Annotated in this window: 12 protein-coding genes; 6 read left to right on the forward strand and 6 right to left on the reverse strand. The window is 36.3% G+C overall.

Features of this window, described 5'->3' with window-relative positions; all coding sequences use genetic code 11:
• Positions 1-41: 41 nt before the first annotated feature.
• Positions 42-383: a YebY family protein gene (locus tag GWJ05_RS12615; RefSeq protein ID WP_036937472.1), complete on the forward strand. Its 342-nt coding sequence runs from the start codon at positions 42-44 to the stop codon at positions 381-383.
• 304 nt (positions 384-687) lie between these two features.
• Here the strand turns inward: GWJ05_RS12615 and GWJ05_RS12620 are convergent, their stop codons facing one another.
• The 3 genes from GWJ05_RS12620 to yebS form a co-directional block, all read right to left on the reverse strand.
• Complete coding sequence (locus GWJ05_RS12620; RefSeq protein ID WP_036937469.1) at positions 688-930, reverse strand: DUF1480 family protein; 243 nt, start codon at positions 928-930, stop codon at positions 688-690.
• 219 nt (positions 931-1149) lie between these two features.
• The gene (locus GWJ05_RS12625) at positions 1150-3468 is read right to left on the reverse strand and encodes a PqiB family protein (protein ID WP_036937466.1); all 2319 of its coding nucleotides are present in this window, start codon (positions 3466-3468) and stop codon (positions 1150-1152) included.
• Complete coding sequence (gene yebS / locus GWJ05_RS12630; RefSeq protein WP_161681434.1) at positions 3410-4678, reverse strand: membrane integrity lipid transport subunit YebS; 1269 nt, start codon at positions 4676-4678, stop codon at positions 3410-3412. Before yebS ends, GWJ05_RS12625 begins: the two co-directional genes overlap by 59 nt.
• 265 nt (positions 4679-4943) lie before the next feature.
• Between yebS and GWJ05_RS12635 the strand changes: the two genes are divergently transcribed.
• The 5 genes from GWJ05_RS12635 (at position 4944) to htpX (ending at position 11878) form a co-directional block, all read left to right on the forward strand.
• On the forward strand, positions 4944-5441 hold the full coding sequence (locus GWJ05_RS12635; protein ID WP_087802548.1) for a GAF domain-containing protein: 498 nt from the start codon (positions 4944-4946) through the stop codon (positions 5439-5441).
• 95 nt (positions 5442-5536) lie between these two features.
• Positions 5537-6229: an RNA chaperone ProQ gene (gene proQ, locus GWJ05_RS12640; RefSeq protein ID WP_036937458.1), complete on the forward strand. Its 693-nt coding sequence runs from the start codon at positions 5537-5539 to the stop codon at positions 6227-6229.
• 19 nt (positions 6230-6248) lie between these two features.
• A complete protein-coding gene (prc, locus tag GWJ05_RS12645; RefSeq protein ID WP_036937456.1) occupies positions 6249-8309 on the forward strand; it encodes a carboxy terminal-processing peptidase in 2061 nt (686 codons plus the stop codon).
• 928 nt (positions 8310-9237) lie between these two features.
• Complete coding sequence (locus tag GWJ05_RS12650; RefSeq protein ID WP_036937454.1) at positions 9238-10590, forward strand: OprD family outer membrane porin; 1353 nt, start codon at positions 9238-9240, stop codon at positions 10588-10590.
• Between the two features lie 409 nt (positions 10591-10999).
• The gene (gene htpX, locus GWJ05_RS12655; protein WP_036937453.1) at positions 11000-11878 is read left to right on the forward strand and encodes a protease HtpX; all 879 of its coding nucleotides are present in this window, start codon (positions 11000-11002) and stop codon (positions 11876-11878) included.
• Between the two features lie 80 nt (positions 11879-11958).
• Here the strand turns inward: htpX and GWJ05_RS12660 are convergent, their stop codons facing one another.
• The 3 genes from GWJ05_RS12660 to GWJ05_RS12670 form a co-directional block, all read right to left on the reverse strand.
• Positions 11959-12822 carry a hypothetical protein gene (locus GWJ05_RS12660; RefSeq protein WP_258868610.1) on the reverse strand — a complete coding sequence of 288 codons (864 nt, stop codon included), beginning with the start codon at positions 12820-12822 and terminating at the stop codon, positions 11959-11961.
• Positions 12823-12959: 137 nt separating this feature from the next.
• Positions 12960-14351, reverse strand: a complete 1392-nt coding sequence (locus GWJ05_RS12665; protein ID WP_036937452.1) for an L-cystine transporter — start codon at positions 14349-14351, stop codon at positions 12960-12962.
• A gap of 242 nt (positions 14352-14593) precedes the next feature.
• Complete coding sequence (locus tag GWJ05_RS12670; RefSeq protein WP_036937451.1) at positions 14594-15160, reverse strand: metal-dependent hydrolase; 567 nt, start codon at positions 15158-15160, stop codon at positions 14594-14596.
• Positions 15161-15417 lie beyond the last annotated feature (257 nt).

Consider the following 15417-nt stretch of genomic DNA (forward strand, 5'->3'; position numbering starts at 1 on the left):
ATATAATCGTAAAAATCTAATTTATTAAGTGAGATATAAACATGAAACGTTTTGTATTAGCGGGAATGTTAATGCTTTTCTCTTTTCAAGCATTCTCCGCACCAATTTCGACTGTGAGCAAGCTTCAATTTGGTGATGACTGGCCGTTTACACGAGAGGAAGTGATGCTTAATTGTCGTGCGGATGGCGCTTGGTTTGTGATTAATCCAGCAACATTAGTCCAGTATCCACTTAATGAAATTGCAATGAAACAGATGGAAAGTGGGAAAGTTAAGGCGCAATTAATTGATATTATTTTGCTTCCCGATCCTAATTCTCCTGAAAAGAAAAAATCAATCGAAGCCATTCAAGAGGCATTTAAACAACTTTGCGAGAGTAATTAATCAAATGATTAATTATTAAAGATGGTATTTTTATTTTTTATTGCATTGATTTAAATAAAAAATTTTATTGGTGCTGTTTTTTTGAATAGATAAGAGTGTGCTATTAAGTTATTCACTAGATTTTCACATATTATTAGCTAATATTTAACAGTAGGTTGTGAAATAGAAAGATCTGAGTTAGTCCACAATTTTTTTGTTTACGTAGTAATCAGTAATGACTTTTTAGCGCACGGCTCGTAATGAGCCTTTTCCCTAAGCCAGATAAATGATTTATCTGGCTTTTTTTATTTCGCTTTAGCATCTCTTATGCCACTTTTAGAATCCAATGATGATTTTCTTTGTCATAAGCATGACGATAAAGCAGAATATTTTTATCTTTCAATTGAGCTGGAATGCTCGTGTTTTCATCCCATCCATCCAGTTGCATACAAAACTCTGTATCATAATCACATGGAATATGAATATAAGCTAATTGATTATCGGAAGAGTGTTTCAACGTAATATCTTCAATTTCATAGCAAGCAATTTTTAACGTTATTTTCTTCATGTTATCACTCCAGTGTAGGCGATGTTCTGTTGTGTTCCGTTGTGTTCCGTTGTGTTTTGGGGGGGCATTTATTGTAAATAATGCTTTTTAACCAAACAGAATTAAGCATAGTATAAATGGAATCTATTTCCAAAATATATTTTGAAAATAAAAAAAACGGATCATTTTTTGTGATCCGTTCTAAATAACTAGCGTGGAACAAGGAGGAATTATCTTATTTTATGGTTTGGGTATTGCAGTTCCCCATTCGTTCCAATCTTTAGGTTCTTTTGCATTTAAAATGAAATTCTGTTCCTGTTTCGCTTTTGCTTGTAATGGTGTGGAAGGTGGGGTCGCAAATGTAATACCTCCGCGTATAAATTGTTTAAAGGTTCCACTTCTTATAACGCCACCCGTTAAACCAAATGAGAAGTTATAGCCAGAAGAGAGCCAGAATTCGGTATTATTTCTAACAAGATATTGATATTTTTTACTAATTCGAATGTGGATTAAGACTCTATCGGACATGTTTCCTAACTCAAGACCAGTCACGGCACCAACTTCAAGACCTCGATAATAAATAGGTGTACCAATTTGTACTGAGCCAGCTTCTGTGGCATTTAAGACAAGGTTTAATCCATCAAGGTAGCGTGAGTCTGTAATGTTAGATGTTTGAAGCTCAAATTGACGATAAACACCACCATTACCAGGCTCAGCTTTAATATAAGGTTGAATAAGGGAATCGAGATTATCTAGTCCGGACGCCGTTAATTCTGGCGTGACAACGGCAAATCGACTACCTGATCTTGCAAATGTTTTCACATAATCAGGGTAGAGGACTGCTGAGACAGTTACCGCTTTTCTATCCGGTGAGAGGATCAGAGATTCGACCTGACCAATATCAATGCCTAAATAACGAATAGGCATACCTTCAGAAAGTTTACTGGCATCATAAGTTTTTAAAGTTATTTGAGCACCAATAGCACGAGCACTGGTTTCTGAAGAATAGAGTTTATAACGTGAAACGTTATTATTAATATTTTCAAAGTTATCGAAGCTGATAGCACCTTTTAATGCCCGATTTAATGGTGTGGCTTCAACGGTTAATCCTGAACCATTGACAGAAACTTTTGCAGCACCTTCAGTCCAGAAAACACTCTTTTCAGTGAGAAGATGGCGGTATTGCTTAGAAATATAAACATCAATATCAAACTCATCCATCAACGGTCTGACATCCGTGATCTCACCAACCTGAAATTGGTGATAAAGCACGACAGAGCCTTTTTGAATACCAGGAAGGCTTGAGGCTTTTAGCGTTAATGTCACTGGTAATTCATTACCATTGATACTTGCTTTAGCAAAAAAATCATTGCGATAAAGGCGGTACTGCTCTTTGGGCGTGCCTTGATTACCTTGAATAAGATGAATACCGCCTTCAAGCCATTCTTGAGGAGAGGCACCTTGAATATCAATACCATTCAGGCCCATATTGACGTTTATTCGGCTATTAGCAACAAACTTACTATTTTCATAAATATAATGTTTATATTCAGGAGCGATAATCGCATCGAAGATAACACCATCATCACTGATATTACGTTGAATAACTTGGCCAATAGTAATACCTCTAAAAAGAATAGGTTGTCCTGCATCGACTCCCCAACTTTCTTCACTAGTTAGAGAAAGAATTAACCCATCTTCACCATAGATTGCTTTACCTGCTTCGACAGATGTTGCTGATTGTAAAACAAATTGTTGATTCTCTTGTGCGGGGAGGCTATTTTCTGGAGAATCAAAGGCTATTGCACCGTTAATTAAAGCAGAAACACTTTCCATTTTAACCGATACGCCACTCTTTAGATTAAAATTACCTTGAAACCCAGAGACATTCCAAAAATGGCTATCTTGGCGAATTAAGTGTGCATATTGTTTATCAATACTTAATTCAATAAAAATACCTTGGTTGTCAGGGCGAATTGCGTAACTATAAACTTTCCCTACGGGAACTTGACGGTAATAAACTTGAGAATCAACATTGAGTGATCCTAATTTATCTGCTGTCAAAGTAATTAATTGCTGATTTTTATCAATATTTGCTTGGGGGCGAATTTCTTGAGCAATAAATTTAAACTGCTTTTCGCCGTCACCGGGTAACATACTGATGTAGTTCCCCCCCACTAACGCATCTAACCCTGATACACCAGATAAGCTCGCTTTAGGTGTGACAAGCCAAAATTGTGTATTCTTTCGCAATGCGGTGGCGAGATCTTTTCGTATATCAGCAGTAACAATAACTCGACGTAAGTCATCGCTTAGGGTGATATCTTTAACTATTCCTATGTCAACGCCTTGATAGCGAATAGGTGTTCTGTCAGAAACAATCCCTGAAGCAGATTGAAAATCAATCGTAATTTGTATGCCTTTATCTTGCCAATGTTGGAAAAGCAACCAACTTGCAATAAAAATGGCGATAACAGGGAGTAGCCAAAATGTTGAAATTCTACGCTTGCGGCGTATTTGGGCTTGTATTTCCTGAACGTCGTTTTCTTCGTGTTGCATAAGTATCCCATAGTAAACGACTATCCAACCATTCAACGGCAAGGATAGTAAGAATAACCGCAGTACCAAAATAAAAAGCCGCTGGGCCCATTGTGAACGTCATCAGTTGATCTCGATTAATTAATGACATCATCAGTGCGATCACAAAGAGGTCAAGCATTGACCAGCGTCCTATCCAAGAGACAAAACGGTATAGCTTCATACGAAATAGAGGATCAAGATGGGAATTAAAGTGAATACTCAATAATAATCCCAGCATGATAATAATTTTGAAAAAAGGTACAAAAATACTGGCAATAAAAACGATAATGGCAATAGGGGTATTACCCGAATTTACTAAGGCTATGACACCTGAAAAAATGGTATCTTCGGTACGTTGACCGTTTAAATAAAAAATAGAAATAGGCAATAAATTTGCAGGTAATAATAAAATAATTGCTGTAATTAATGCAGCCCATGTTTTTTGTAAACTCATTGGTTGTCTTCGGGTATAACAAGATTTACAACGAGGGCAATGTGTTGAAGGCATTTTTTTAAAATGATAATGACAAGCATGGCATGTAGCAGGGCTTTGGTGGATTGTTTTTTGTGGGTAAAATCGTTGCCAAAGTTGGTCCATATTAAGATTAATCAGCATCAATAAGCTGAGTAGCATTAGAGAAATAAAAGCAATTAAACCATTGCCAATATAAACCGTAGCGTAGTCATCTAATTTTATTGTAGCCACACCAAGTCCAATCAAATAAACATCTAGCATTACCCATTCTTTTAATTTTCCAAGCATTAATAGCACTGGGCGTAGATTAAAACGTAAACGTGCGCCTAAGTGGAGATATAAAATAGCAATCGGAAGGCTAAGAGGGGCAGCTACAGCACAAAAGACTACCATCGTTGCAGTAAGTGGAGAGCCTTGCTCTGACATCATACGAATACCATCAAGTACATTGGCTGTTATCATTGTACCTAATAGATGAATTTTGATTAATGGTTGAGTAAATGCAATAGATGCCAAGATAAGCATTGTAATCGATAAAATTAATAAACGAGTCAATGACCAATCTCGATAAGAGGCGAGTTTAGCTTGGCAACGTGGACAATACGCATCTTCTCCACGCTTAAGCGAAAGAGGTAGTGCCACAAGATGGTCACATTCTTGGCAGCGTATTGATTTTATTTCTTTAGTTGCGATATCGTTCTCAGAGTTGCTCATTATTTGCCTACGTTAACTTTCTTAATAGTTATCGTTTGATTAAGCTAAAAAAAAGTACCTATACTCAATGGTTCACAAGTTATCATTTTTATTATATTTATGCCTTTCATTTTACAATAATAAGTGTCTGATTTTTTTTGTAGATGTTAAGAGCGTATTATCGTTTTTTTACCTAATTCTTGAAAATGGAGTATTCAACCTCAAGATAAAATAGGCTAAATTACAAGTATGTTATCTATTTTAGTTATGTATATAGGGTTTAATGATGCCAAAATCGCTTTTTTATCAGGAACTCACTGATAATTTGTCAGCCTTGTTGTCTGGTGAAAATGATCTTATCGCATCACTTGCTAATACCAGTGCTCTTCTTTTCGAGAAGTTAGATACGATAAATTGGGTTGGGTTTTATCTAAATGATGGCGATTCATTAGTTCTTGGTCCATTTCAAGGTAAAATAGCTTGTGTCAGGATAGGTTTTGGAAAAGGAGTTTGCGGCACTGCATACTCTGAAAACAGAATTTTAAGAGTGGATGACGTTCATCAATTTAGTGGACATATTGCTTGTGACAGTGCAAGTCAGTCTGAAATTGTTCTACCTCTAGAGGTGAATGGACAAATTATCGGCGTTCTCGATATTGATAGCCCTATTTTTAATCGTTTCGATAAAAAAGATGAAAATGGGCTTAAAGCGTTGTGTGACGTGCTCTGCGAGCATTTAAAAACTTGTCATACAGCAAAATATTGTGAATTTTGTGTAAGTTAACAGGCGTTTGCCATAGAAATTGTTGGCAACACTATTATAATGTCGCTTGTTCATGCCTGCGCTGGTTGGCAAAACCGTTGTAATCAGGAAATTTCATGGAAAATCAACCTAAGTTGAATAGTAGTAAAGAAATCATCGCTTTTTTAGCTGAACGTTTCCCTAAGTGTTTTATTGCTGAGGGCGAAGCTCGCCCTTTAAAAGTTGGCATTTTTCAAGATCTTGTTGAAGCTCTAAAAGATGATGCTGAATTAAGCAAAACACAGTTACGTTCCGCATTACGCTTATATACCTCAAGTTGGCGCTACCTTTATGGAGTTAAAGAAGGGGCAAAACGTGTCGATTTGGATGGTAATGACTGCGGCGAGCTGGAAGCTGAGCATATTGAACATGCTCGTACACAATTAGCAGAAGCCAAGGCACGCGTTCAAGCCCAAAGAGCTGAACAACGTGCTAAAAAGCGCGAAGCTGAAGGTGATAAGGAGACCAGTAAACGTCCGGCAGCGAAAAAGCCAAATAATACGCGTCGTCAGCCACCTAAAGAGGGTGAAAAACGACAGCCTCGTCCTCAGAAAGCAACTCAAGCACCTCGTAAAGCACCACGTCAAAATACTGAAAAGTTAATTCCAGTCACAGATACATCAGTTCTTACTGTTGGTCAATCGCTGAAAGTTAACGTTGGTAGTAGCGTGATGAATGCGACAGTGCTAGAGATAGCAAAAGAGGGTGTACGTGTACAATTGCCTAACGGTTTGGCAATGAATGTACGCACGGAACATTTAAAGTTCTGATACGGAGGCCAACCAGAGCATGAACAAACTTTTAAATGTGGCTTTTGCAATCGGATTAGTATTAACAGGCACTTCTGTTGTGATGGCTGAGAAACCAGCCACTCCAGCAATGGTGACTATTGATCAGTTACCCAAATTAAAGCAAGAGCCACAGCACTCTACTGTGAGCGAGCGAGTCACTTCTCGTTTTGAACGCTCTCATTACCGCCAGTTTTCGCTAGATGCGAACTTTTCTGAAAAGATATTTAATCGCTATCTCAATTTATTAGACTATAGCCATAATGTATTGCTAGCGTCTGACATTGCCCAATTTGATAAAGAAAAAAACAAAGTGGGTGAATACCTAAAAAAAGGTGAGCTTCAACCTCTTTATGATCTTTTCAATTTAGCGCAAAAAAGACGTTTCGAGCGTTTTCAGTACGCGTTAGATCGTATCAATAAGCCAATAGATTTAACCGGCCAGGATAAGTTTGAGGTAGATAGGACGAAAGCGCCATGGCCTCAAACTCAAGCTGAATTAGATAAGCTTTGGGATGAAAAAGTTAAATACGATTGGTTAACATTGAAATTATCTGAAAAAACAGACAGTGAAATTAAAGAAACGTTGACTAAGCGCTATAAAGCCGCTTTACGTCGTCAAACACAAAGCCAAAGTGAAGACGTTTTCCAAATTATTATGTCGGCGTTTGCCCGTGAAATTGATCCTCATACTAGTTACCTTTCACCTAGAAATACAGAAGCATTCGACTCTGAAATGAGCCTTTCTTTAGAAGGTATTGGTGCTGTATTACAAATGGATGATGATTATCCTATGATCAACTCCATGGTGACCGGTGGACCGGCTGCAAAAAGCAAAGAGTTGAAAGTTGGAGATAAAATTATTGCAGTGGGTCAACAAAATAAACCAATGGTAGATGTTGTTGGCTGGCGACTTGATGATATTGTTGCTTTGATTAAAGGCCCGAAAGGTAGCCAAGTTAAGTTGGAAGTTATCTCCGATGAGAAAGGGGCAAAACCGAGAACTATCACGATAGTCAGAGAGCAGATCCGCTTAGAAGACAGAGCGGTTAAGTTGACAGAAAAAGTTATCAATGGTGATAAAGTTGCTATTTTGGATATTCCAAGCTTCTATGTTGGTTTAACTAATGATGTGAAAACACAATTACAGAAAGTGGCAAAAAATAATGTTTCGTCATTAGTCATTGATTTACGAGGTAACGGCGGCGGTGCTTTAACTGAGGCCATTTCACTATCAGGATTATTTATTCCAAGTGGCCCCGTGGTTCAAGTTAGAGACAATAATGGCCGTGTGCGACAAGATTTTGATAGAGATGATGTTGTTTACTATAAAGGCCCATTGGTTGTTATTGTAAATCGCTTCAGCGCTTCTGCTTCTGAAATTTTTGCAGCCGCAATGCAAGACTACGGACGTGCATTGATTGTGGGTGAACAAACCTTTGGTAAAGGAACTGTTCAACAATATCGTCCTCTAACGCGTGTTTACGATCAAATGCTTAGCCCAGATTGGCCTGGTTTAGGTTCAGTACAATACACTATTCAAAAATTCTATCGCATTAATGGTGGTAGTACTCAGCTTAAAGGTGTAACACCTGATTTATTATTACCAAGTTTTGATAGTGCTGAAATGGGCGAAAGCTTTGAAGATAATGCATTACCTTGGGATAGTATTTCTCCAGCAAGTTATAAGTTATCTGAATATTCAGATAAATTGAAAACAGCATTAGCGCCATTAACGGAGTTGCATACTAAACGTATTGCAAATGATAGAGAATTCTCATACATCTTTGATGATATTAAACGTTACAATGATGCTAAAGCAAAAGGTGAAGATAAATTTGTTATTCTGAATTTTGCTGAAAGAGAAAAAGAAAATAAAGAGTTAGAAACTATTAAATTAAATCGTATTAATGAGCGTTTTAAATTAGAAGGTAAACCTTTATTAAAATCACTCGACGATTTACCTAAGGATTATGAAGGTCCTGATCCTTATTTAGATGAAACTGCAAAAATTGCAGTTGATCTTTCAAAGGTACTTAAGCCGAAAAAACTATTAAATTAAGTTATCAGTTACAAAAACGGATACTTAAAATTATTCCCAGTAGTTGGATAGCCAATTACTGGGTTTTTTTATATTTAAACATATCAAGATATAAAAATTATTATTACCAACCAATATTTATAAAGTGAGTTACTAGATATTTTTTAAAGCAATGGACAAGATTGGGGGCTGAGAGTTTTTATTTTCTTAAATATTTACTCTATCAAGTCATCTGTAATATAAATAATTATTAATATATGAATATTAAATTTTAACTTTACGTTGCTTGATTTTTAATCTGAAATATATTTCAAATAAGTTTTATGAGATGTAAAAGTATATTAAGTTAATGTTTAGATAAAAAATTCTCAAATAATGAGATGGGATTGTTTTTTGTTTGGTAAGTAAAATAAAAAGATAAATAAGCCGTTTATTGTGATTATTATCACATTTAGAGGGTTGTTGATTGCAATAAATGTAACAGGTTGTGACAATGATCGCTTAAATTGACATAAAATTACTATAATATACAGAACATAAATATTTAGTGTCATTTTGAGACATCGACGCAACAGCTGAAAACTTATCTAAATGATGAGTTGTTTCTATTCTATTAGTTCAAAATCTATTATTAGAGTCGTATGTAAAACTGAAATATTATATTTTCAGAAGTAGATGTTCTAAGTAAGGAATAATCATTAAATAGCAAATTGCCTATAATTTGCTTAAAGCATTTTCATTGCTAAAAAATGAGTAAATACAAATATGGTGAAATAGCCATATTGGATTTTTTATGCCAAAAAATAACTTTAGTATTTGAATTGATGTAACTAGAAGTTTAATCAAAAGTTGTTTTTTTAGCTAAATATAAGAATGGTGCTTTGTTGAACTTGTTGAATATAAGCCAATATAAATCAACTCAAATATTTGTTAACCAGGTTGACTTAAAATGAAAGTAAAAAGAATAGTATTATTTATGTTGTCCCCTTGCTTTTTAGCTGTTAGCGCTGCCAATGCTGGAAATTGGGAAAACTCAATTAAAGAGAGTGCATTTGTTTCTGATTCTGAACTAGAGCTTTCTACAATCAATATGTGGAAATACCTAAAGACCGAAAACCGTTTTGATAAAGAAGCGCAACGTTACAGAAAGCAAGTTGCTAATGCTTGGGGGCAAAACTTCCAAGCAGATTTCAGATCAGGTTATTTAGGTGGCATTCTCGGGTTTGATGTCTCTTATTATGGTGGTATCAAATTAGGTGCAAGTAAAGACTTCGCCTCTCGTGCAATCCTATACAATGATGATGGTGATGCAAAAGGTTATAACAAAATTGGTCAACGTTTCGCAAAAGTGAAGTTTGATTTAGATCCTGTTTTAATTAATGGTAAAGCAGGTTGGTTTACGCTGAAAAATACGGGTATTTTTACTAACTCACAGCGCTTATCATTAAACAGTTATAATGGTTATGCCACTAAAACGGCAATAGGTGATTGGAGCTTAGATTTACTGTTTCTTGACGGTAAAGTAATGCGTCGTGATAGCCCAAATATTGATAGAATGTATTTCAGTGATGGTAATGGAGTTAGACACAATATTGATCATGTGTTGACCGGTGGAATTAATTACAACTCCAAACCGTTAAAAGTATTTTATTTCTACGGTCAAGCGGATGATGTATTCCGCCAACAAGGTTTAGAAGCAAAATATAAATTAACCTCAGATGTGACTATTGGTGGTGTTGTTTATTATCACGATTATGGTAGTGATGGTAAACGTACATTAAGTGATGCCAATAAAGGTAAACGTAACTTCGATAATGATGCATGGCATTTTGCGGGTACGATGGAATGGCGCATTCCTGAGTCACCTTGGACGATACGTACAGGTGTGACTTATACCGATGCGAAAAAAGCGAATGGTGTTGGTCAATTTGCGCGTAATCCTATTGGCAATACTCGTGGACGCTTTAACTCACCCGCTTACGCAGATATTGACTATGTGCGTGATGGTGAAGTTATGGGGGCATTAGAAGCTGCATATAAAGTTAACGAAGAATTGTCTGTTGGTGCGCGCACTAACTATAGTGAATTCAGTTATTCAGGTGAAAGATTAAAACAAGGACAATTTGGTTTATTTAGTTATTGGAAACCAACAGCAAATCTTTCTGTTTCCTTAAGTGGTGGTATCGGTTGGCACCATCAGCAAGAAAATGATTACACCACACCGAAATTGTATGATGGTCATTCACAACGTGCACATTCATTATCAGGCTCTATGACAACCACATATCGTTTTAAAATGTAATTAGTTTATAGCGTTAATCACGCTATTGCTTATCACATGTGCACGGTTTGTATTACTTACAAGTCGTGCACAAAGATCTCTGATACAATTAACGGGGCTGATAATACAACGGGTCGATAATAGGACAGTCTTTTATGATGAATTTATTATTGTTAGATTAAACGTTACAAAACCTTCTCTTTAAATAAGTAATACGAAAAGTTGTCCCGCCTATTTTGGAGCACTCATCTCTCTTCAGTTTTAAATAATGCCAATAGTGGGTAATTAAATCCTATTTTTTTATCAAAATGTAAAGTTATACTGTTTTTAGTATTAAATACGTTAAAAGACTTGATAAAATTCAAAAAAGCCTTATTTATAAGATAGCTTTTGCAATGTGATAATTAGATAAAATAGGAACAGTATCAATATGATGAGAATTGCGTTATTCCTTTTAACAAACTTAGCTGTAATGTTTGTTTTTGGGATCATCTTATCTTTAACTGGTGTACAAGGTCGCAGTGTTCAAGGTTTGATGATCATGGCGGGTTTGTTTGGTTTTGGTGGTGCATTTATTTCACTGTTAATGTCAAAGTGGATGGCATTACGTTCAGTGGGTGGTCAAGTTATCGAAAACCCAACATCAGAAGTAGAGCGCTGGTTATTAGATACGGTAAGACGCCAATCTGAACAAGTCGGTATTAAAATGCCGCAAGTCGCTATTTATGATGCACCTGATATTAATGCGTTTGCGACAGGCGCTCGTCGTGATGCTTCGCTGGTGGCTGTAAGTACAGGACTATTAGCCAATATGAGTCGTGATGAGGCAGAAGCTGTTATTGCCCACGAAATTAGCCACGTTGCTAATGGTGATATGATTACCATGACCTTATTACAAGGTGTTGTGAATACCTTCGTTATCTTTATTTCGCGCATTATTGCACAATTTGTTGCTAATTTTATTTCTAGCGATGAAGAGAGCGAAAATAGCAATGGTAACCCTTGGGTCTATATGGGGGTGTCAATGGTATTGGAGATTGTGTTTGGTATTCTGGCGAGCATTATTACCATGTGGTTTTCTCGTTACCGTGAATTTCATGCGGATGCGGGATCTGCAAAACTTGTTGGTCGTGAGAAGATGATTGCTGCATTACAACGTTTAAAAACGAGCTATGAGCCACAAGAAGAGAGCAGTATGATGGCTTTCTGCATTAATGGCCGTAATAAGTCATTCAGTGAATTATTTTTATCTCATCCACCATTAGACAAGCGTATTGAAGCTCTACGTAATGGTGAGTATCTAAAATAAAGTATTAAAGGCGATGAATTAACGCCAACACTTAAACGCTCAATATGAACAGTATTGGGCGTTTTTTATGGCGTATATAGTTAATCTAAATATTCCCCAAAATAAGCTACAGTTTTTTCTTCATCAATCTTGAGATTACCTTTCCATCCTGCCCACGGCATCTCCATATCCGAACGCCCTTTGGTGTTATTAAGCTGATTTTCTGCAATGGTAATATCACCGAAATTGGCCCAGCTATTTAAAGATAATGAAATAAAGGTATTGGGAATAATACCCACTAAAGCAAGTGAGTGTAAAATACCCCGCTTGGTGTATTTATCACCAGAAATTAATTTAGCTTCATTTAATCGTTTTTCAAACTTACCCGGAGTTTCATCTTCAGGGGCGTTACGTAATAAATGAAGTAATTGCTTAAAGGTCTCTTTGTCTGCCTGAGTTGGGTTAACGGGAGGGACTGTTAGCAAGTGCTTTAAATTCAGATAAGCATAAGAGGGATTGCCAGTATAAGAATTACCGTAATAGAGGCAATATTGAAAATAACTCTCATTAATATGCTTTTGTTGGTTGCTATCACTACAAATCCAACAACAGGCATATTGCGGCTTTTCATCATAATCATGTAATGGCAAATTTTGTAATTTATGGAAAGCGCCTAAAACAGAGCGCCCTCTAAGATAACTGCCACCCACACCAGCCACAAAGGCATCTAAACAACGCTTTTGAGTGAGTAACGGATTGTTTTTTAAAGTATTTAATTGATTAATAACATCAGAGTGATCCGCAAATTTTTCAATAACATTAGGTTGCCAGTTGGCTACTAATAATATACTTTTTTCCTTTTCTGAAAGGGCATCAAGATGATAAAGAGAAACTTGTCGTTCAGGATCATACTGACTGTTTTCATACTTATAGAGCTTTCGCAAAACTCGCATAATTTTTTGCACGATTTCACCTTGTTATATTTATAGGTTTTTTTTTATTGATATTGGTAAATACCATAGATAGAAGATATGTCACTTAATATAGATACAAAAAAAGCCAGTTCAAATGAACTGGCTTTATCATTAGAGGTGGATAAAGTTTATTTTACTGTAAGTTCTGTTTCTTCATCTTGGTTGAAGATAGCTTTATCCGTTTGTCCCATAATTTGGCTGGTGATTGTACCTGCTGTCATTGAGCCACTGACGTTTAACGCGGTACGTCCCATATCAATTAATGGCTCTACAGAGATTAACAGTGCAACTAATGTTACTGGCAAGCCCATTGCAGGTAAAACGATAAGGGCTGCAAATGTGGCACCACCACCAACGCCCGCAACACCGGCAGAGCTAACGGTTACGATAGCAACTAAAGTAGCAATCCACATTGGATCTAATGGATTAATACCTACGGTTGGTGCAACCATGACAGCGAGCATTGCAGGGTAGATACCTGCACAACCATTTTGGCCAATCGTTGTACCAAAAGAGGATGAGAAGCTAGCGATAGATTCTGGCACACCCACACGTTTGATTTGTGTTTCAATATTTAACGGGATACTTGCTGCACTTGAACGGCTAGTAAAGGCAAATGCTAATAAAGGTCCCGCTTTTTTGAAGAATTTAACTGGGTTTAAACCTGTAAAACTGACCAGTAATCCATGAACCACAAACATTAAGCCAATAGCAACATAAGAGGCAACAACAAAGCTTCCTAATTGAATAATGTCGTGCATATTTGAGCTGGCAACAACTTTAGTCATCAGCGCCATAACACCATAAGGGGTTAACATCATAACAATGCGAACCAGTTTCATGATCCATGACTGTAAGCAATCAATCGCAACTAATACTTTTTCACCACGAGGCTGATCTTCTTTGAGTAATTTCAGCGCCGCCATACCTAAGAAAGTGGCAAAGATAACAACACTAATAATGGATGTTGAACTTGCACCTGTTAAATCAGCAAATGGATTTTTAGGAATAAATGACAAGATAAGTTGAGGCATGGTTAAGTCAGAAACTTTACCCATGTAATTTTGCTCAAGTGCAATTAAGCGTTGTGCTTCTTGTTCACCTTGCACTAAGCCTTCTGCGGTTAATCCAAATAAATTGGCTATGACAATACCAATTAATGCAGAAATAGCAGTGGTAAATAATAAAGTACCAATAGTTAAGCCACTGATTTTACCTAGCGATGATGCCTGGTGTAAACGAGCAACGGCACTAAGAATAGAGGCAAAAACTAATGGCATAATGATCATTTGTAATAGCTGGACATAACCATTACCCACGATATTAAACCAAAGAATAGATTCTTTAATGATAGGATCATGTGAGTCATAGAATGCGTGTAGCGCTAATCCAAAAGCAACACCAAAAACTAAACCAACAAGGACTTTCTTTGAAAGGCTCCACTGACGTTGACTTAATTTAGCCAAGACGAGTAATAACACAACAAAGACGAGTACGTTAATGATTAACGGAAAATTCATCTTAACTCTCCAACGAGATCTTTATTTATATAATTTAGACGATTGTATGCGATATGAGTTCTTAAATAGTAAGAAAGGATATAACAGCATCAACTCGTTATAGGGTAACAGGATTGTTAATAACTTTTTATAATTAATTATTCTTTTATATAATCGTTTAGTTATAAAGACAAGAAAATAGGTATAAAAAGGTGTAAAAATTTATAAATAAATAGAGAATCGTAGGGTTTTGTCAGAGGGTGTTAAAAATTAGTGCGCTTGTCGTGGTACATCTGTAACCAGCTATTGACTTGCGAAGGCAATGTAACAGTAAGGTGTGGTGGCAAAAAAAGTGCACCTACAAGAATAAGCACAGAGATAAAACGTTCACCTTTTTTATTATTTTTTTTGCCTAAAATGGGTAGCGCAAAGCGCATTTTTAAAGGCCATAGGAAAGGAACACCAGCAGGGGTTAACATATCGGCAATGAGATGGCTAAGATAACCAAGTAAAAGCGCATGAAAGATATCTACTGAAATTTCCCAACGTGGTGAAACTTGGGTTTCCCATAAAATGGCTAAACCACAAAATGCGAGTAGGCTATGAGTGAAACCTCGGTGACCACAAAGTTTTGATAAGGGCAACGAAATAATACGGAACAATCGTCCAAGGATAGAGCCGGGATGATCTAAGTCTGGTAAAAGTGAGCCTAATAAGACAGCAGGGATCATGTGAAACCAATCACCATGAGCAAGAGCTGGCGTTATTTCAAGTTTCTGTGCTAACACAAGTGTTGCAACAGAAAAAAGTAAATGTCCTTCTGCAGTCATTCCTTGTCTGTTCTTTTGCTGTTCATTTATACAGTGATAAAGTATAAAAGGTTTTGATGATAACTAACAGACAAAAAAGATAAAAATTGCCTTAAATATTAAGCAATAACGGAAATATTTTATTTGATTGATTTAAAAATGATCGAATTTAGGATAAAAAGCTAAAAGTAAAATTAGTACTAATGACATTAAGTCAAATAAGTGAGAAAACTTAAAGAATAGAATTGATGAGGAAAATGTTAAAAGCAAAATAAAAG

Source organism: Proteus sp. G2626, from assembly GCF_009915985.1.
Classification (GTDB): Bacteria; Pseudomonadota; Gammaproteobacteria; order Enterobacterales; family Enterobacteriaceae; genus Proteus; species Proteus vulgaris.